Below are 19,060 nucleotides of genomic sequence, written 5' to 3' on the forward strand. Positions count from 1 at the left end.
GCTTCTTTTCAATCGCATCAATCTTGGCCTTATCGGCCGGATCTCGTCTTGTCACAGTAGTCATTCTGGCTTATCTCCTTATGCGGGATCGGTTCCCACACACAAACCATCAGACACTCTCGGAGAACTCGGGACTACGTACTATCGATCGAGCCAAGTAGTATACTTCAGTAGATTGTTTAGCCTGCTTCTCCTTAGGAACCACCTCACACCTTATGCTCACCCGCCGCGATATTTTCTCTCCCCATCACAAATTCGATTCGTTGCTTGACTTCTACTCATCCTTCCCCCCCTTGAAGGGGTTTCCACGATTCGGTACGGCCAAGGAGAGCTCGATATTAAAGTGGTGAACCGCGGTTCAGACACAACTCTCGTCTTATTCCACGCAGCTATCTACCGGCGCAAAGTTAAACACTACCCACTCTTTTCTGGGCAACGGATCACTCGCCATCTGAATGCTAATCTCATATTCGTCTCCGATCCGTCACTTGCCCTCAGGTTAGATCTAGGATGGTTTGCCGGTAACCGAACTCAGTGGTTGCAAGCTGATCTTCCCGGTATATTGCGGCATGTCTCCTATTCGTTTGGATGGGACCAGAAGATGATATTTTTTGGTGCTTCCGGCGGAGGTTTCGCGTCCCTCTATTATTCTTGGCATTTCCCCGGTTCTACAGCCATTACCGTGAATCCCCAGACGAATATAGCCGAATACACCTCTAGCCCGGTCGAAGCTTACGCCAATGTTGCCTGGGACGTTCCCGACATTGAATCTTCACCAATCACTTTTGATTTGCGGTCTTTATACTCTCATGGCTTTCCCAACCGCGTTATCTTCCTCCAAAATACCTTCGACGGACTACACAGAGATCGCCACCTCGCACCGTGGTTACGGGCGACCCCCGAACCCGATAACAACATGTGGTTATTAATGGGGCGCTGGGGGCGCGGTCACACACCTCCTGATTCTGCTCTTCTGAAGCAGGTCTTAGAAGCCTCTATCTCCCCGTCTACGTCCTCGTTGGAAGAGCTGGGGTTCGAACAAGCGCCGCCCAGAAATAGGCCTAAGACTTGGTACCAAGCTCTGAAACAAGCCGGCTCGGCTTCGTAGCGGTCTAAGGCACCGTAACCCGGGAAATAGAATCATCAAGTGCCAGTTTGGCTGCCTTTCGTTCCGGCAATCCAGTACTCTAAGCCCCGATTTTGGGCAACCTGTTCTTAGGTAGATTCAACTGGCTGGAAGCCTAAGTGCTATCGGGCTGGCGATGCCACTAGGCGGTTTTACTACTAGGCCTAAGCGTTGTATTAAGAATGCTGCTGATTCTCAGTCCTGTCAGAGGTGACGCGAAAACCGCAGGCCGTGACTAGCGGTTTGCGGCAGCCGAAAGGTGTTAACTCCAAGAGGTACTCACCTAGATTGAGCTGAGCCGAGCCTGCATAAATCTATGTAGGCGTTCTTGTTAGCGTTTTCGATGTTGAGAAATGAAGTCGGCACCGTCTTGGCCACAAGGGCAACTCGAGCTAGATCCACCGATTTTCTGTAAATCTTGGCTACGGTGCCGGAGAATTCTTCGAAGTGGGAGTGGGCTTACAGGTGCGCTAGAAAGACATTTAGGCTTCTAATAGGCTGCTATCTCACGCGGCCAACTACTGGTGCAGAGGCTTTCACGCTTATCGTCGGCGCGTGGAAGTGAGTAGTCAACGCTATCTACAGCGCCCCATGAGGTTATTAGTTGTGTGGGTTTTCCTTCCACACGAAAAGTGCTCCCTGCACTATTCAGATGCGGCCCAGTCCAGTCAACGAGAGACTGTCAGGGCCAACAATTGTATAGCTACCCGCCATAGCGGCGTCCCACATGCACCTCTACGCCGCCGAAGAGGCTGTAGCAATTGACGTTGATTTCTGGAGCGTCTACCGGGAGGTCATTCGGATGGATGGCGCCGTTCTCTACCTTAAGGTCATGTCCGCCAAAAAGGCCTACGCCGCTGACGTGGACACGGAAGCCTTCGGGAATATAGACATCGACGCCACCAAAGACGCCCGCCGCGTTGATGGTGGTAGTACGACTGTGCAGGGCGACGCCCGTGAGATCAATATCCACTCCGCCGAAAAAGCCCAGGGCTGTCAGGGAACGAGCTACTGCCCCACCGCTGACAGTGGACCCGCCGAAAATCCCCACCGCAAGGGAGCGGGTCTCCTGCACGCTCGGCTGCACCTGGCGGATAGCCTGCTCCACCGTGGCGATGGCTTTGGATTCTTGCTGGCCCGCATAGGGCTTTGCGATTTTTCGTTCCTGCCCAAAAAGGAGAACTTCTGGGTTCTCTACAAGGTCAGCCAGCGGCTCGATGAGCTCAGCGCGGGTCGTTGCATCGACGCACGCAGCCGAGCGCTTTTCAAAATCATCGAGGTCAATCTGCCCTGCCGAAAGCGCATCTCCTAAAATGTCTGCGGCCTTCATACGCTCTTGGTGGTTACAACGGATTTCCAGCGGTTTCATACTTTTATAATATCCGCTATAGCCACCATGCGCGCGGCTTATTCCTCGCCTTGGGGCCCCTTAGAGGAATCGGCCTCCGGCAGAAAATCTTCTACGCGCTCGCCTACCCCGGTCAACTCTGCGATAGCCGCAATAGCGCGCTGCGCGCCCTTGCCGTCACCATAAGGATTGACGGCGTTGGCCATGGCGTCGAATGCGGCGGCGTCGGAAAGCAAAAGCTTTGCCTCTGCCACAATGAGCTCGCGATTAGTGCCCACCAGCTTAACCGTGCCGGCAACGACGGCTTCGGGGCGCTCGGTGTTTTGGCGCATGACTAGCACCGGCTTGCCCAATGCTGGTGCCTCCTCCTGGACTCCGCCGGAGTCAGTCAGGATGATGGTGGCACGGTTTTGTAGCTGCGTGAACTGGTCATAAGGCAACGGATCCGTGATGATGATATTCGGCAGGTGCTCGACCTCTGGCAGAACAGCCTGGCGCACCTTGGGGTTGAGGTGCAGCGGCAGTGCGAAGTTAATTTCTGGATAGGCTTCTGCCAGGTCCTTAACTGCACCACCGATTTCCTTCATCGCCTCAAGGTTCTCGCGGCGGTGGGTCGTAACCACCACGAGGCGCTTATCGGAGTCTGCGGCTTCCTGCAGGGCAGGGTCCGCGAACTTCGTATCCCACGATGCTGCTTCGAGCAGAGCGTCGATGACGGTATTACCGGTGACCACGATGTCCTTGGAACGCACATTCTCGCGGCGCAGGTTCTCCATCGAGCCTTCCGTTGGAGCCAGGTGCAGCTCGGCTACCTGGCCAATGAGCTTACGGTTAGCTTCTTCCGGGAACGGCGAGTGGATATCGCCGGTGCGCAAACCGGCTTCGAGGTGAACGATCTTTACCCCACGGTGGAAACCGGCAAGCGCTGCAGCCATAGCGGTAGAGGTATCGCCCTGGGAGATGATGACGTCCGGCTTTTCTTCCTCAATGATGGAGTCCAATCCAGCAATGGCGCGGGAGACAAGTTCGTTAAGCCCCTGTCCCTGTTTCATGAGCTCCAGATCGTGCTTCGGCTGGATGCCAAACATGGTGTTGACCTGTTCCAGCATCTCTTTATGCTGGCCGGTAGAGACCGGGATGGATTCAAAGCGCTCATCTTTATCCAGCGCCTTGATGACCGGTGCCACCTTGATAGCTTCCGGTCGGGTGCCATAAATGGTCATTACCTTGGGCTTAGTCATTATTCTCTTCCTTTTGAGTAATGGAGATACTTCTTCATTGAACCATGTGCGGGAAACCCGTACCCCCGCTCAGATTTTAGGGCTGCTTAGGTTTTAGAACCTGCTAGCCGCTGACGCTCACTGCGCCGTCCGGGGTGATGGTCACCGTGGCAGCCATGGCGCGGGCTAGGTCGAGACGCTGCCAGGAGCCGCCTTCTGCCTGCCAGTCCAGCGGGTTGCCGGCAGGGCGCGCGGTCTGGCGTAGCACCTCGGCGCGCTGGTCCCAGCTGAGCTCTGGATGGGATGCAGCTAGCAGCACTGGGGCGGCCTGTGGGACGACCATCGGGGCGTCGGTGCGGTAGCGCGGGGTGAAGTCATAGTCCATAAACTTCGAATATTCGGCGACTGCATCCTGGGTGGAGCGGTAGTCGGTGCCCTCTTCCCTATCCTGGGCTACCAATTCTTCCACCGTCTTGCCAGTGCGCCACTTGATTTCTTGGCGCACCTCCATTGAGGCTTGCCACAGGGCGTTGCGCATGCGCTTGTCATTTAAGCGATCGGCCGCGGCAGCCTGGCCGGTCATGCGCCCGCCGATGACATCCAGCGGGTAATGCACGCCCAGGACTACCCGGTGGTTGCCGGCTTCCGCGCCGCGCAGCATGAGCTGTGGGCCTACCTCGGGCAGCATGAAGGACATCAGGGTGGTAATCCACGTTGCCTGATTAGTATGTCCCGAAGGAAAGGCTGGCGAGGTGGGATAGAGGTCCTTGGAGCCATCGTCGTAGCGCTTAATCGCCTGCGGCGCGCGCTGGTACGGGCGCTGATAGTTGAAGTAATACTTCTCTGACATCGTGGAATTGGCCAGCCCGCCTGCGCGTGCAGCGTAGCCATTGCCTAGGAGGTATTCGGTTTTGGGCAGACGGTGCTCGGCCAAGGCGGCGCGGAAGGCACCGCCTAGGTTCTTGCCCATGGAATCAGAAACGGCGTTGAGCACGCTGGTGGAGCTGGCCTTGGCGTCGGCCTGCGCGCGCCGGATCAGAGCGGGGTCGCCGGCTGCGGCGTTATTGATACTTACGGCCTTGTCCATATTTTCCTGGCGGATTTCTGGCTGGGCCTTGATGTGGTCAAAGAGCTGGACTACCTGCCAGTAGTTGCCAAATTGATAAGACGAAACATCGGATTCAAAGCCCGCGATATAGTCCGTGCTAAAGGGCTCTGGAACCGGGGCACCGGGGTGCTGTACTGGGGCTGCGCCGGTGGTGTGCTGAGTGACGGGCTCGCGCAGCTGGGGCACGGATACGGGTAGGGCTGTGGCCGACGGTGTGAGGGCTATAGTCAGCCCAGTAGCCGCGCACAGGGCGAGCCCACGGACTGCGGGGCGGAGATTATTCCGATAGTTCAACGTAGAAACCTTTTGCTAGCATCAAATTCCCACGAATAATATCTAGCTAAAGTTAAGGGGAAGTGAACGCGACGCTAAACTCGCATGCACAATCGTGGATTGGCGGGTAGACCTTTGCGGTCACCACTCAGCGCTCTTCAGGCCAATTGGCGCCTTGGTGCGCCGCGGCGGCATCCGGTTGGTGGCCGGAGGATTCCGCAGAAATGCTTGCGGTAAAAAGCGCGGCCAGCGCTACTGCTGAGGCCGCCGCCGAATCCCTGCGCTTGTTATTTTCCACACACTTAAACTAGCGCGTATTCCGCGCCATGAAAAGCGCTAGTCCAATGCGGGGCTAGCCCTACCCCTCACTCGTGACTGGCGGCGCGCGGCAAGGCTTCGAGGTAGGCTGGTGGGGAACTTTTACTCGCACTGGAATAAGGGGACACGCTAAGCAATGATCCAATTCGTCTTCGGCGCCGCAGCAGGATACGTTTTTGGCACCAAAGCAGGCCGCAAGCGCTACCACCAGATCAAGGGCGCCTACGAAAAGGCCGTCAACTCCCCCGTGACCAAGTCCGCCGTCACCTCGGCACGCAAGGCGGTAGCCAATCGCCTGGACCCAGAACCGCGCATGCGCGAGGTTCGCGATCTCTCCTCCAAGCGCAAGGGCAAGGGCCGGCTGCGCGGATCGCAGGTGGACAATGCGGACCGCATTTATGAGCCCGATGAGGACTAGGCCGATTGCAGACTAGCCTTTAGGCATCCTCCCCTCCCCTCGGCGAAGCGACGATGTGGTCTCGCGCCGAGGGGAGATTTTTATGCCTGGGGAGGCGTGCCGCGAAAGGCGCGGTCATTAAGCTCGCGGCGGGCCTGCTCGAGGGCAACGAGGTCAGCGAAGAGCGAGTTATAGCTGGCCTCATCATCGGAGGGGCGCATGCGGCCGAGGCGGGCCTTGAGCTGGGCAATCTGATCGCCCACCACGGTTTCTTGCAGGCGGGACAGGACGGAGTCGGCGTATTTTTCGGGGCCGACGTCGGTAGGCAAAATGGCCTCTACAGCAAGCTCCGAGACAAAGTTGCGGCCGGTGAGATCCTGCATCTCGCCGGCTACTGCGGCGATCCATTCCACGGCGGGCATGGACGCGCCGTGGGCGGCGCCACCGGCGGTAGAAATTGCCTGGCGGACGAGGCGGTAGGCGTCGTTAGTATAGGCGTCGGCAGTAATGCCATCGAAGTACGAGCCCGCTACCTGCGGCATCTGCAAGGCTAGCTTGAGGGCCTCGCGCTGTGGCCACAGATGGGTTTCCTTGGGGCTCGGCGGATGGATCATCGGCACGTCCTGCTGCGCCGGCTGCTGCTTCGCGTTGTCGAAGCGGCGGATCGTGGGTTTTTCGGCCTTCTTGGGCTTGCGCGCCTCCGCTCGGACCTGCTGGAGGACCTCCTCTGGGTTGGCCCAACCCACCCAACCGGCAAGGCGACGGGCATACTCGCGCTGCAAGGGCTGATCGCGGATCTGCGCCACCACGGGGACTGCGCGGCGCAGGGCCTGCAGGCGACCCTCCGCGGTATCGATGCGGTACTCCGCGATGACGGATTGGATGACGAACTCGAACATGGGGATGCGGTCCGCGATGAGCTCGCGCACTGCGGCATCGCCCTTCTGCAGGCGCAGATCGCACGGGTCCATGCCGTCTGGCGCCACGGAGACGAATGACTGGCCGGTGAATTTCTGCTCGCCATCAAAAGCGCGCATGGCGGCCTTCTGCCCTGCCTCATCGCCGTCGAAGGTATAAATGAGCTCGCCGTTGAAGTAGGAATCATCCAGCATGAGCCGGCGCAGCACTTGGAGGTGCTCACCGCCAAAGGCGGTGCCGCACGATGCCACTGCGGTCTTCACGCCGGCGGCGTACATGGCCATGACGTCCGTATATCCCTCGACCACCACGGCTTGGTGGTTATCGGCGATATTGCGCTTGGCCAAATCGAGGCCGAAGAGCACCTTGGACTTGCGATAAAGCATGGTCTCGGAGGTGTTCATGTACTTGCCGAGCTTGTCGTCGTCGAAAAGCTTGCGGGCACCAAAGCCAATCACGTTGCCAGATAGGTCCTTGATGGGCCACAGCAGGCGGCGGTGGAAGCGGTCAATGGGGCCGCGCTTGCCCATCTTGGAAATACCGGCCGCCTCCAGCTCCTCGAAGGAAAAGCCCAAGCGCAGCAGGTGCTTGGTGGCGGTATCCCACCCCTCCGGCGCATAGCCGCACTCAAAGTCATAGATGACCTCGCGGGAAAAGCCGCGATCCAACAGGAAATCGCGTGCGGTGGCCGCCTGCGGCGTCTCCAACTGCTGCCGGTAGAACTCGTGCGCGGCCTTATTCGCAGCGATGAGGCGCTGGCGGGTACCAGGCTTCTCATTGCGCGCGCCCGTGGAGCCGCCCTGGTAGTTAATGTGGTAGCCGATCTTTTGCGCTACCGCTTCCACCGCTTCCGGGAAGGAGACCTGCTCCATTTCCATCAGGAAGCTAAAGACATCGCCGCCCTTGCCGGTGGAAAAACAGTGATAGTAACCGCGCTGCGGGCGCACGTGGAAGGACGGGGTCTTTTCATCCTTGAATGGGCTCAGGCCCTTGAGCGAATCGTGTCCGGCGGGCTTGAGCTGAACGTACTCGCCCACGATCTCTTCTAAAGGCGCGCGTTCACGGATAGCTTGAATGTCGCTGTCCGGAATTCTGCCTTTTGCCATGCGTACAGACTACCCCGCGCGCGGCGGGAATGTTCAAATGGCTGGGCCAGGATGGTGTGGTGCCTCTGGGTTCACGGTTTGGGCGGAAATTACCCTCTGATGGGGTATATTCCGCATGCCTTTACCTACCCCCGTGACGGGGGAATTTTTGGCCTTGTTGGGAGCGCCGGCCGATTTCGGTATTTGTCGCTGCACCTGCAAGAATGAAGGTATGCCCAAGTCCCAAGCGTCTAAGAAATCGCTCCCAGTAGCCCTCGGCGGCCTTGCGCTTGCCGTCGTTGCAGGCTACTTCGGCTTCGACCTCGGCGGCAATGATGATTCCTCTGCTTCTTCGCCGTCTGAGTCCGCAGGTGGCGCTAGGGCTGGAGACGCCGATACCTGCGAGATGTCCTCCCTCCCCGCCGAGGCGAAGGACACCGCGGACGATATCTTGGCCGGTGGACCCTATGACTACCCGGATAATGACAATGCCCGCTTTGGCAACTACGAGGGACGCCTGCCGCAGCAGGACAAGAATTACTACCGCGAATACACGGTAGAAACCCCGGGCAGCAAGAACCGCGGCGCCCGCCGCATCATCACCGGCGGCGGCAGCGAGACCGACCCGGACGTGTGGTACTACACCGATGACCACTATGAAAGTTTCTGTTCTATCCCGGACGCGGAGGAGTAATAATGCAACGCATCCTCATTACTGAACACATCCGCACCCGCGCGGACTTCTTCAACGCGCTAGGCCGCACTCGCGGCTGCGAAGATTGTGGGCCACGCAACCTCGATGACCTCGCGGACTTCCTACGCGAGCAGCGCACCAGCGTCATCATTGCCTCCGACATGAAAATCGCGGACGCGGAGTTGGAGGGTGTTGCCACCGTTTTGGAGGATCAGGGCGTTAAGTTGGTGCGCTAGCCGGTTTCATGCCCCCTACCAATCGCGGTGGGTACACCGATTAAAAGCCGAACTGAGGAAATGAATCCTCGGTTCGGCTTTTTCATTCACGTACCACCGGGCGTTTTAGCTCTAGCACCGGCAAAGGTGCTGTGCGCTTTAGAACCCGAAGGCTCGCTTCAGCTTCTGGATGGTCTCCGGCGCGAAGTAGTTCAGCATACCCGCGATGATTCCGGTGGCGCCCACAGCACCAATAAGGGCACCGAAGATGGCAGGGAGCACGCGATGAGAGCTTCCCTGGTTCGAGCTGGAGCTGCTCGAGGAGGATTCGGAGCTGGAGCTACTGCCAGTGTTGTGGTTCCCGTCGGTGGCGGTGACTTTTACGACTCGAGAAGCAAGAGCCTGGTTTCCAGCAGAGTCCGTGACTGCGTAGGTCACCGAATAGGTGCCTGGCTTGGAGGTATCCACGCTGCCGATAACCTTCACCTTGTCGGTGAGATCACCGTCTTCTTTGTCCTTGGCGCTCACGCCCTTGGTCAGATCGGCCTCTGCGCCCTGGGAGATGGTGAGCTTCTCGCTGGGGACGATAAGTTCAGGAGCTGCGTTATCTGCAGTATTTTCCTGCGCGGTGAAGACGCCGAACTGGCGGACGATGCCGCGCTTGTTGGTGTCCTTGGAGGAGGCGTCGGCAGTCGTGGCATACCAGCCGTAGGTCTGTCCTGCCTTGAGGTCCTTGTAGACCGTGCTCGTAGGCCAGCCGGACTTAGCGGTGTCCTTACCAATTTCCTTGCCGGTATCGGTCAGCGCAACCATGGAGTTGGTCTGGAAGTCCGTCTTGCGAGTCTTGAACTGAATCGGCACACGGAATTCATCTTCATGGCCGTTATAGCGCTGGCGATCGTCGTACTCGGTAGCGTTATGATCATCGAGCAACGGCGAGTAAGTATCCACGACCATCTCATTGTTCTTCAGATCAAACTGCAACAGACGTAGGTAGCTGGAACCGAAGCGAAGGCCGGTATCGCCGTCGTACTTGCCCATTTCAGTCAGACCCAGTTCATCGGAGCCAACCTCGTAGAACTGGTAGTCCGCTAATAGCTCGGTCACGTGATTATTGGTGTGGCCTACATCCTTGCGGGTGACAATGGATACGCCGTGCTCGTGACCGGCCAGGACCAAAGCGACGTTCGGGTTCTTCTTGATCACGTTGTCATAGACCATCACGCCATCGTGGGAGAAGTCGGAGTTGCGTCCATTAGGGCTATTGGATGGCTTGAGGTAGGCGTGGGTAAGCACGATGGCGTTGCGGTCTGGGTACTGCTTGAGTACCTTATCGGCCCAAGCGGCCTCTTCCTCGGTGACGTCATAGCCCAGGTGCAGGGCGATAAAGTCCATTCCGTTAGTAGTAAAGAGGTCATAGTGGTTGTCATTATCGCCCTCGGCATAAGGGTGATAAGAAGCATCTTCCTTGGCCCACTTGCCCTTTCCCTGCTGTGCCTCGTAGCGCTCTGGGCCAAAGTATTCGTTGTACAGGTTGCCTGCACCGACATCCTCGCCACTGATGTTGTCGTGGTTACCTGGTAGCACGCCGTTGACCACGCCGGCATCGTCCAGGTATTTCTGTGCTTTAGATGCGACCTCGAATTCCTTCTGGGCGTTGGCACGGTCCTCGCCTGCTACGCGCCAGTTTTCAATGAGGTCACCGGTGTGTGCAGAGTATGCAATCTTGCGCTCTTCTGCATTATCTGCGATCCACTTGGTGGCGGCGGTATAGCCCTCTTCCCATTTCTTGCGTTCTTCTGCCGTGGCCTTTTCTACCGCACCTTCGGAGAGATATTGGGTATCGGTGTGGTGCGCGATGGCAAAGTCATAGTCGTTGGCATCTGCGAATTCCTCGTTGACGGGCTCATTGAGATCATCTGCAAAGACGTCATAGCCCACCACCATGGTGTGGATGGTATCGCCATCGACAAAGTCAGCATTTACCTGCGCGCTCAGGCTGACTTCATCCTCGGATACACCGCGAGACTCCGCGAGCTTTTCCCACGCAGAGGTCTTGGTGTTCCACGCCATGAGGCGAACGGCACGCTTGGGATCCACCGCGCCGGACCAGGCGAGATCGTGAGTGTCTTTCTCCGCATCCTTGAGTTTTAGGTCAAAGCGCTGGAAAGGCATGTTCTCGGTAGAAGCGGACTTTTGTGCCTCTTCGTTGGACGGATTCAAAGACTTCTCGAAGTCCTCCCCCTCCTGGTATTCAAAATCCAGGTCCTCAGGAATTTCCTTGAAGGTGCCTTGGAAGCCCTTCTCCGCTACGCTGACATCGGCTTCAGTGAAGGTGGTCTCCACATCCCCACCACTCGGGTTTTCTGCGCGGGCGGAGATGGTCGCTCCGTTGCTAGTAGGAGTGGAATCGGTTCCGGCAGCGCCCGGCAAGTTGCCGGAAGTGAAATCTATGGACTGCGAGATTTGATTGCCAAATACATCGTGGCCTTCGACCTCGATGACGTGGTTGCCTTCCTTAAGACCAGTGCCGATTTCCTGCCCGCGCTCAATCTCCTCACCATCTAAGGTGTAAGTGAGCTCGCGGGAGATGAGAGCTTCATCATTTACTTCGACATCGAAGGTCACCGGGCTGGTCAGGTGGTCACCAGAGCTCGGGGTGGAGCTGGTGATTTCTGCCTTCTTGTCTGTGCTTAAGTTTGAATCCTCATACAGGGCCGTCACGTCTTGCGCGCTAAGAGGATTAGAGAAAACTCGTGCTTCACTGACCGCTACGTCCGAATAGAACTGGGCGCTATTATTTGGACCGGAATCAGCGCCAATCATCACTGCGGTGGAATTGCTTTTTGGCTTCTTGATATCACCGGTGGCGCCGGTGTTCTCGGCGACCTTCTCGCCGTTGACATAAAGCTCATTCTTGTGGCCATCGAATACGCCGACCGCGTGGTACCACTGGCCCGGTTCCATCTTCTGTTGGGCCTTCTTATAACCGCCGTTGGCATTAACGGTAAAGGTCAGCTGGTCACCGTAGATGACCATGGCCCAACCGCCGGCTTCTTTATTAGCGCACAGGCTCTTTTCGTTGCCGTCAAAATCGCCGTCATAGCGGAAAACGCACTCCACGGTGAAGCCGTCTTTTACTTGGTCAAACTTATCTCCGATATCGAAGCCGACAGCATCCTTGCGGCCGTCGAAATGAGCGACAGGGCGCTCAAGCACGCTGTCCTGTTCCACCGAGGGCGCACCGATGGTTAGCGGCTCGGTTTCGGAGGCGGAGTTGGTGATGGCCTCATCGTCTAGGGCCATATCGAATATATCTGCTTTAGGCAGGGATTGAGCAGAAGCGAATGCGGGAGCCACTAGGCTCGAACCGGCCAGGCTGATGGAGGTGATCAGAGCGGCCTTATAAAAACGTCGTTGAGACACGAGAATTCCTTGATACTTGGTAAATGGGAGAGAGTTCGCGTCCAGTCATAGTAGAAGCGAATGGGACTTAGAGTAGGCCGCCCGATTTACGTAAGGTTGTCGGAATAGTTACGCCAAAATGAACGCGATTCAAATGTTTTGGCTAGGAATTATTTCCCTTCCTCTTTCCAAGTTAGGTCGCGTCTAAATACAGAGAAAAGGGAAAAGCAGAACATTCAGGCCTAACGAGCTACGCATTGTTTAGGTCATAGAAATTTGCCCGAGCTGAAACGGTGACTCTCCAGTACGATCCTTCAAGCGCGATAGAACACTGTGAGCGTCGCAGACCTAGGACAATCCAAGCTTGTTCTAACTCAAAAACCCAGACAGCTCCGCACTCCGGCGGGCCAGGCGCTCGAGGCGGGACTCGGTCATGGAAGCAATCTGGTCGATGATGGCGCGGTCACGGGCGGCATCAGAATCGGCTTGCTCCCACCACAGCCGGAAGGTGGCATCGAGGGAGCCGGGGGCGCCGGCGACGAGGTAATCGTAGACGCGGTAGATGCGCTCGCGCTGGCGGTCCTGGCGGGCTAGGTGGGCGGGCACATCCATGACGTAGAGGACGGCGATGGTTTTAAGCAGCTTGACCTCGGCCTCGGCTTGCTTGGGCACAACGAGGTCACCGTGCATGCGGCCAAGGCTATTGGAGGCGATGAGCTCGGCATTGGCCTCGCTGGTGGCGCCAACAGTCGCGCCCACATAGCGGCCGACGAGCTCCGAGGTCATCTTCTTCAGGTTGGCATAGTCGCGCAGGGAATAGTCAAAGTCGCCGATGGCGTTGATGACGCTTAAGTTGCGCAGGCTATCGGCCGCTTCTAGGAGCTCATCGGCGGTGCCGCCGAAAGCCTTGGCACCCTTTTCTGCCAGTTGGGCCAGCTCCACCAAGTCCCAGAGCACGTTCAAAGAGATGCGCCGGGAGATGATGCCATCTTCCACGTCGTGCACGGAGTAGGCGATGTCATCGGACCAGTCCATGACCTGGGCCTCGATGCACTTGCGGTTATCGGTATGGCCCTCGCGCAGCCAGTCTAAAAGGTGCGCATCCTCGTCATAGGCGCCGTACTTGCGGTTGGTGGTGCCATCCGGGTTGGTCTTGGTCCACGGGTACTTGCAGGCGCCGTCGAGGGCCGCGCGGGTGAGGTTGAGGCCAAAGCTTTGGGGTTCGCCGCGGGCATCGTCCACGATGACCTTCGGCTCCAAGCGGGTGAGGATACGCAGGGTTTGGGCGTTGCCCTCGAAGCCGTTAAGGGCAACTTCATTGAGCGCATTCTCGCCATTGTGGCCATAGGGCGGGTGGCCGATGTCATGGGTAAGACCGGCCATATCGCAAAGATCGGGATCGAGGCCGAGCCCGGAGCCAATGCTGCGGGCGATTTGGCCGACCTCCAGGGAGTGGGTCAGCCGGGTGCGCGGGGTATCACCGTCGCGCGGGCCGACGACCTGAGTTTTATCGGCCAAGCGCCGCAGGGCTGCCGAATGCAGCACACGGGCGCGGTCGCGGGCGAATACACCGCGATGTTCTTCCACGGTATGGAAAGCGGAGCCCTTCGGCTTTTCATCGGCCAGGCGGGCGAAGTCGGGCGCGGAATAAGAATAGGACACGACCCAAGCATATTCCGGGAACTGGCCTTTGGGGTGAGCAACGTGGCCGCCTAGTTTTTAGCAGGCTGCGGGCCTTTCACAAAGTTGCTGCCCACAGCAGCCAAGCCCACAACTACCACCAGGAAAAGTATGAGTCCAAACGGGACAGCTGGAAAGTGCAGTACAAGTTTATGCGATATATAAGAATGCATATATGTGCCCAGTAGAGCGGCTGATCCTAGCGATAAGGCCAAAGCAAAAGCCGAAGGCAAACAATTAGCCAATTTCCTGTTCCTGTGCGCTTCAGCAACTGAGACGCCTTGTTCCCAAATGGTCTTAGTGAAGCGAATGAGCCGACCTTGTTGAGCCAACGCCAGTCCGAATATGAGAACTGCTCCCCCAACAATCACGTAGGCGAACAACGGGATAAATTCGCTTGTACCAGTACCGTTTGGACCGTAAAGCAACGTTGAAGGTAGGTTTTCTGCCCATTGCTGAGCACCTACAACCTCCATCTCTTGACTGTCGCTCAATTCGACTTGCTTCGAAAAAATTGCTACAGCATACCCTTCATCTTTCCTTTCGCCCGCTCCCCAAGTAGGATCTGCTTCAGCATTAAAGGATTTATCCCATGGCCGCATCCACGTTTGATCAAATGGAGATCGGGGGTCCGTCTCAACTACTCCTTGGTCTTTGACCAAGGAACCTACTGCTCCGTTCCTATCTTCTACTAGTGCAAAGACAGCTCCGTCTTCCATAGTGGAAGGTTGGAGCTCTCCCGAGTCTTGGACAGCAGGAACCCAGCTAAGAACTCCTAGGCAATCTGCGGCGTGGTCCTGACAAAAGTTTTTAGCGGCGGAGGTGCCGAAAGTTTGTCCATCCTGCGGCGCCCCTACATAGACGTCCCTTACATTGTCAGCCAATTCTTCTCTTGCTGAGTAGAGGGCTGAATCATTCACAATAAAAAGAATGATGGGAAACAAGATAAAAACACAAGAGACCCGCAATGTAGTAGCGGCGATAAAAGACCGCGCATACCGGACTCCTAAAATCGGAGGATCCCATCCCCTAATCTTGAGGGAGAGATATTCGGCGAAATATAAGACAACTGCGTAGAAAAATACAGAAGCAGCACTCACCAAGAAGGGGACGCAGTAGACGAAAATCATCGGCCACCTACTAGACGGATCCGCCTGGGGCATCGCCACAAATCCCACCAGCAATACAACACTGGCCGCTATCCCTAGAGGATATCGAAGGAGTTCTGCAGCCCGCGGATTCCTTGGATTTGGATCTATGCGAGCTGGGCCTTGGCTCAAATCTTCCAAAACTCTCGTCTCCTGTTGGAAAGGAACGAAACTCAGGAAAGTGATCGCGCACCATGAGATCACAGCGACGAGCAGCGGTGAAGGAAGTCCTTGTGGAAGATCAATACCAAAACCCGAATATAGAACCAGGAAGATTGGCTTCATTAGCACTGGAACCAGAACTGCGCTAACTATTGAAAAGAAAAAATAAACTATAAGTAGCTCAAGAAATAACGCTCGCCGAATTCGTTTTAATGCTAACCCAAATAAACGAAGGGCCTCATAGTGGTGGCGCCTCCCCTCCACCACATGCCTTAAGCTGTATTTGAGTGCCAGAGTAAAGGGAATGATCGATACGAGAGCCGAATACATCAGCCCCATTGCCATAGATTCGGCTACTTTGTCCGCCGCTACAGTGCAGACTAACAGGCAGACAAAGAAGATGATCACAAACGAGGTAGCTAGTAGCGGGATACTCTCCACAAATGTGCTTTTACGGATCTTCGCTTCCACAGCGCGAAAATTCATTGGTTTACCCCGATTTCCAAAACCTGATCACAAAACTGCGCTAAACGGTCATCGTGGGAAACTACCAAGGCGATTGCGTGGTTTCTTACAATGTAATTATGCAGATATCGCAACACTGAATATGCGTTGTCCTCATCCAATGCACTCGTCGGTTCGTCTGCGAAAACGAGTTGGGGCTTTTTAGACATTGCCGTTGCTATGGCCGCACGTTGGCGTTGTCCCCCTGAAAGCTCGTGCGGTAGAGAGGCTCCGTATTCACTCATATTGAGTTGAGCTAGCAAAGAGCCATTAGCGTCCGAGTCCGCAGTTACTCCGCTTAGCCCTTGCGCGAAGGAAAGGTTTTCGGCGACTGTCAAACAGGGCACTACGCCGGAATCTTGAAACACTATTCCCATCGAATTAGCTCGAAATTTATCTCTGTTTCGAGCGGATGAGCTCCATAAATCATGTCCGAAAATATTGACGGTTCCTGATGTTGGCTTCTGGAGTCCAGAGATAACGCGAAGCAGCGTCGATTTGCCGGACCCAGAGGTACCTCGAATCCAAGTAAGGGTCCCCGGCTCATGCACAGAGTTGATAGAGAATAGCGGACTACTTTTCCTGCCTAGCTTCACAGATAGGTTTTCCAGTTTTAACACGCTTTCCTCCTGAGGCTTCGTAGCATTTCAGCGCTGACCAACATGGCTCGGTGTTATTTCCTGATGTAGCGGAAAAGAAACCCTTCTCCCCTAGAAATGTTTCGTCAGCCTGCAGAATATCATGCGATCTTTCTTATCGCCGTGGAAAAGTATCCCTATCTTCCTGTTGGATCGTCTGATGCCGCAACTTCTGATTGGGTCGCAACACTTGCTCCACGCGGTAGAAACCATTGCGCAGTGCCGCGGCGCCGCGCGGCGGTAAGAGGCCGGCCACCAGCGCATAGGCCACGCCACCGGTTTCGTGGGCAAGGTAACGCCACCACGGCTTAGAAAAGCGCGCGGCCGGGTAGTACGGCGTGCCGGAGACGGTGGCCTTGATGCCCTCTTGGCGGGCGATGAGTGCGGTGCGCAGGCGGTGGAGGGGATCGGTGATGATGGTGGCGTCGGAAAGCGCGAAGGCCTCATTGACCTCTTTCAGGGAGCTGCGGGTATCCATCCCCTCCTCCACCGCATGCACGGTTAGGTGCGGGAAATGCTCGCGCAGAAAGGTGCGGCCAACGCCGGCCTCAGTAAACCTATCGCCAGGCAGCTTGCCGCCCACGGTAATGACCTCCAGTCCCTCGGACGTGGCGAGCTCACCGGCGTGGCGCAGGCGGCCGGCCAAAATGCGGGAGGGGCGGCCGTCATATTGGGCGGTTCCTAAAACAATTGCGTACTTCACTGCCCTATTACACTACCCGCCGGAGGGCGAAGGGTAGCCGGTAAAGTGGTGGGCATGAATTTGAGTGCACGTTTGGGCCACGCGGCCATCGCCGCTTTCATTTTGGGCTGCACCTCTATCGGTGCGGGGTCTGCCTTTGCCGCCGAGACCACCACGGTGGCGCAGGGCACTGCAACCCTCCAGGACAAGGTCACCGATGATGCGGGCGTATTAAGCACCGAAGAAAAGGCCGAACTCAGAGAAAAGATTGGCCAGCTGCAAAAAGACGAGCACCGAACCCTTTTTGTCTACATCACCGATGAGTTAGGCACGGATCCGGAAACCTTTGCCGCAGCGACGGTCAAGGACAAGGGGCCGAACTCCGCGGTCTATGCGCTCTCCATCAATGACCGCAAGATGGGAGTGCAGACCGGCAAGGATTGGCCTAAGGGCCGGCTCGACCAGATGTATGACGCCGCTTATGACAAGCTCGCCAGCGATGAGTACGGTGCTTCCGCCCTCGCGCTTGCCGACGCCGCCTTGGGTAACTCCAGTTCCTCCAGCTCCTCCGATTCTTCCGGCCTAGCGTGGCTGGGCGGTGGCGCGGCCGCCATCGTCGCCGCCGGTGGCGGAATCATGTACTACTCGCGCCGCAATACCAAGAAGAATAATGCGCAAACTTTGGAGTCGGCCCGCGAAATCGCCCCGGGCGATACCGATCAGCTGGGCCGTCTGCCGCTGGAGACTTTGGACCAGCTGGCCCAGGAGGAGTTGGTCTCTACCGATGAGTCCATCCGCCGCGGCAAGGAGGAGCTCAATATCGCGCTCTCCGAGTTCGGCCCAGAGCGCGTGCGCCCCTTTACCAAGGCGATGAACCACTCCACTTCTACCTTGCAGAAGGCCTTCCACCTGCGCCAGCGCCTGGATGATGCCGTGCCGGAATCCCCGGCCGAGCGCCGCCAGATGCTGGTGGAAATCGTCTCCTCCTGTGGCCAGGCCGATGACGCCCTGGACGCGCAGGCCGAGGAGTTTGCCAAGATGCGCGATCTGCTCATTCATTCCGATGAGAAGTTGGACGAGCTCACCCAGCGCACCGTGGGCCTGCGCGCCCGCCTGCCGGAGGCCGAGTCCACGCTGGCCGGGCTGAAGAGCAATTATGACGAGCACGTGCTCTCCTCCATTGCCGATAACCCCGAGCTTGCCGCCGCGTCCCTCGATGAGGCCGAAAAACTGCTCGACAAGGCCCGTAGGGTCCAGGCCCAGCCGGCCGGCCAGCAAGGCCCGCTGGTCGGACTGATTCGCGATATCGAGCACGCCTGCGAGATGACGGATCGCCTCATTTCCGGCGTGGAAAACGCCGAGGAGAATATCGCCACCGCCCGCGGCAACCTCGAGGCGCTTATCGCCGAGGTCGAGGGCGAGATCAACAAGGCCCGCGAGCTCGAGCGCCAAGGCAAGGCCCAGGGAACCACCGCGGATTGGGACAAGCTCGAGGAGCTGCTCGGCCGCGCCGGCAGCGCGGTTAACGATGCCAAGGCCCACGGCCAACAGGACCCGCTGGGCCAGCACACTGCTCTGACCTCCATCGATACCAAGCTGGATGAGGCGCTCGACCGCGTGCGCGAAAAGACCTCCACGCACGCGCGCCAGCTAGACCTTTTCCGCCAGCAGATTTCCGTAGCGGAATCCAATATCCAGGCCGCAGAAGACCTCATTTCCTCCCGCGGTCGCATCATCGGCTCGGGTGCGCGCACCGCGCTTGCCGACGCCAAACGTCTCCACGCCCAAGCCCTCCACACCGAGCGCAGCGATATCCGCGCCGCGCTGCAGTCCTCCCGCGAGGCGGTGGCCGCGGCCCAGGCGGCGTTGCAGCGCGCCAAGGATGATATGGATGAGCACCGCCGCCGGCAGCAGCGCCAACAGATGGGCAATGCCGCCAATAATATCGTCACCGGCGTGGTCATCGGCCAGATGCTCGGCGGTGGCCGCGGCTTCGGCGGTGGTTTCGGAGGCGGCGGATTCGGTGGAGGCAGCTTTGGCGGTGGCGACTTCGGCGGTGGCGGCGGAGGCGGCTTCCGCGGCGGCTCCTTCTAGCTCACCTCGCCCAGCCCGCTGCACGGCCCGGCAGCCCGGCAGCGT

At 57.6% G+C, this 19,060-nt stretch carries 15 protein-coding genes; 5 read left to right on the top strand and 10 right to left on the bottom strand.

Annotation, left to right across the window (positions count from 1 at the left end):
- The first annotated feature begins 343 nt into the window (after window positions 1–343).
- Window positions 344–1,108, top strand: coding sequence for a hypothetical protein (locus MHX61_RS08360; RefSeq protein ID WP_239194085.1), 765 nt, complete (start codon window positions 344–346; stop codon window positions 1,106–1,108).
- Between the two features lie 721 nt (window positions 1,109–1,829).
- Here MHX61_RS08360 and MHX61_RS08365 read toward each other — a convergent pair.
- From MHX61_RS08365 to MHX61_RS08380, 4 genes are all read right to left on the bottom strand, one after another.
- Window positions 1,830–2,495, bottom strand: coding sequence for a DUF1707 domain-containing protein (locus tag MHX61_RS08365; RefSeq protein ID WP_239194086.1), 666 nt, complete (start codon window positions 2,493–2,495; stop codon window positions 1,830–1,832).
- A gap of 38 nt (window positions 2,496–2,533) precedes the next feature.
- Window positions 2,534–3,715 carry a non-hydrolyzing UDP-N-acetylglucosamine 2-epimerase gene (gene wecB / locus MHX61_RS08370; RefSeq protein WP_239194087.1) on the bottom strand — a complete coding sequence of 394 codons (1,182 nt, stop codon included), beginning with the start codon at window positions 3,713–3,715 and terminating at the stop codon, window positions 2,534–2,536.
- 103 nt (window positions 3,716–3,818) lie between these two features.
- Window positions 3,819–5,096 carry a phosphatase PAP2 family protein gene (locus MHX61_RS08375; RefSeq protein ID WP_239194088.1) on the bottom strand — a complete coding sequence of 426 codons (1,278 nt, stop codon included), beginning with the start codon at window positions 5,094–5,096 and terminating at the stop codon, window positions 3,819–3,821.
- A gap of 127 nt (window positions 5,097–5,223) precedes the next feature.
- Window positions 5,224–5,373 carry a hypothetical protein gene (locus tag MHX61_RS08380; RefSeq protein WP_239194089.1) on the bottom strand — a complete coding sequence of 50 codons (150 nt, stop codon included), beginning with the start codon at window positions 5,371–5,373 and terminating at the stop codon, window positions 5,224–5,226.
- A 156-nt stretch (window positions 5,374–5,529) separates the two neighbouring features.
- Here MHX61_RS08380 and MHX61_RS08385 point away from each other — a divergent pair, with 156 nt between their 5' ends.
- Window positions 5,530–5,811, top strand: a complete 282-nt coding sequence (locus MHX61_RS08385; RefSeq protein ID WP_005324241.1) for a hypothetical protein — start codon at window positions 5,530–5,532, stop codon at window positions 5,809–5,811.
- 80 nt (window positions 5,812–5,891) lie between these two features.
- Here the strand turns inward: MHX61_RS08385 and dnaG are convergent, their stop codons facing one another.
- Window positions 5,892–7,814, bottom strand: coding sequence for a DNA primase (gene dnaG / locus MHX61_RS08390; RefSeq protein ID WP_239194090.1), 1,923 nt, complete (start codon window positions 7,812–7,814; stop codon window positions 5,892–5,894).
- A gap of 211 nt (window positions 7,815–8,025) precedes the next feature.
- Here dnaG and MHX61_RS08395 point away from each other — a divergent pair, with 211 nt between their 5' ends.
- Together MHX61_RS08395 and MHX61_RS08400 are read left to right on the top strand one after the other, a co-directional pair.
- A complete protein-coding gene (locus MHX61_RS08395) occupies window positions 8,026–8,487 on the top strand; it encodes a ribonuclease domain-containing protein (protein ID WP_239194091.1) in 462 nt (153 codons plus the stop codon).
- A 2-nt stretch (window positions 8,488–8,489) separates the two neighbouring features.
- Window positions 8,490–8,723, top strand: a complete 234-nt coding sequence (locus tag MHX61_RS08400; protein WP_204611275.1) for a barstar family protein — start codon at window positions 8,490–8,492, stop codon at window positions 8,721–8,723.
- Between the two features lie 138 nt (window positions 8,724–8,861).
- Here the strand turns inward: MHX61_RS08400 and MHX61_RS08405 are convergent, their stop codons facing one another.
- From MHX61_RS08405 to MHX61_RS08420, 5 genes are all read right to left on the bottom strand, one after another.
- Complete coding sequence (locus MHX61_RS08405; protein WP_239194093.1) at window positions 8,862–12,128, bottom strand: immunoglobulin-like domain-containing protein; 3,267 nt, start codon at window positions 12,126–12,128, stop codon at window positions 8,862–8,864.
- A gap of 348 nt (window positions 12,129–12,476) precedes the next feature.
- Entirely contained in the window at window positions 12,477–13,769 is a 1,293-nt protein-coding gene (locus tag MHX61_RS08410) for a deoxyguanosinetriphosphate triphosphohydrolase (protein ID WP_239194095.1), read from the bottom strand.
- A gap of 50 nt (window positions 13,770–13,819) precedes the next feature.
- Window positions 13,820–15,583 (bottom strand): FtsX-like permease family protein, encoded by a 1,764-nt coding sequence (locus MHX61_RS08415; RefSeq protein ID WP_239194097.1) that lies wholly within the window; start codon window positions 15,581–15,583, stop codon window positions 13,820–13,822.
- A complete protein-coding gene (locus MHX61_RS11395; RefSeq protein ID WP_370658414.1) occupies window positions 15,580–16,221 on the bottom strand; it encodes an ABC transporter ATP-binding protein in 642 nt (213 codons plus the stop codon). Before MHX61_RS11395 ends, MHX61_RS08415 begins: the two co-directional genes overlap by 4 nt.
- Window positions 16,222–16,354: 133 nt before the next feature.
- Entirely contained in the window at window positions 16,355–16,942 is a 588-nt protein-coding gene (locus MHX61_RS08420) for a YdcF family protein (RefSeq protein ID WP_239194099.1), read from the bottom strand.
- A gap of 54 nt (window positions 16,943–16,996) precedes the next feature.
- On the opposite strand from MHX61_RS08420, the gene MHX61_RS08425 reads away from it, so the two are divergent.
- On the top strand, window positions 16,997–19,015 hold the full coding sequence (locus tag MHX61_RS08425; RefSeq protein ID WP_239194101.1) for a TPM domain-containing protein: 2,019 nt from the start codon (window positions 16,997–16,999) through the stop codon (window positions 19,013–19,015).
- Window positions 19,016–19,060 lie beyond the last annotated feature (45 nt).

This window comes from Corynebacterium sp. ACRPF (assembly GCF_022347395.1).
GTDB classification, from domain to species: domain Bacteria; phylum Actinomycetota; class Actinomycetes; order Mycobacteriales; family Mycobacteriaceae; genus Corynebacterium; species Corynebacterium tuberculostearicum_D.

Coding starts and splice junctions, on each gene's coding strand:
- MHX61_RS08365 (WP_239194086.1), bottom strand. CDS start 2,495: ATGAAACCGCTGGAAATCCGTTGTAACCACCAAGAGCGTATGAAGGCC.
- wecB (WP_239194087.1), bottom strand. CDS start 3,715: ATGACTAAGCCCAAGGTAATGACCATTTATGGCACCCGACCGGAAGCT.
- MHX61_RS08385 (WP_005324241.1), top strand. CDS start 5,530: ATGATCCAATTCGTCTTCGGCGCCGCAGCAGGATACGTTTTTGGCACC.
- dnaG (WP_239194090.1), bottom strand. CDS start 7,814: ATGGCAAAAGGCAGAATTCCGGACAGCGACATTCAAGCTATCCGTGAA.
- MHX61_RS08395 (WP_239194091.1), top strand. CDS start 8,026: ATGCCCAAGTCCCAAGCGTCTAAGAAATCGCTCCCAGTAGCCCTCGGC.
- MHX61_RS08400 (WP_204611275.1), top strand. CDS start 8,490: ATGCAACGCATCCTCATTACTGAACACATCCGCACCCGCGCGGACTTC.
- MHX61_RS08415 (WP_239194097.1), bottom strand. CDS start 15,583: ATGAATTTTCGCGCTGTGGAAGCGAAGATCCGTAAAAGCACATTTGTG.
- MHX61_RS08425 (WP_239194101.1), top strand. CDS start 16,997: ATGAATTTGAGTGCACGTTTGGGCCACGCGGCCATCGCCGCTTTCATT.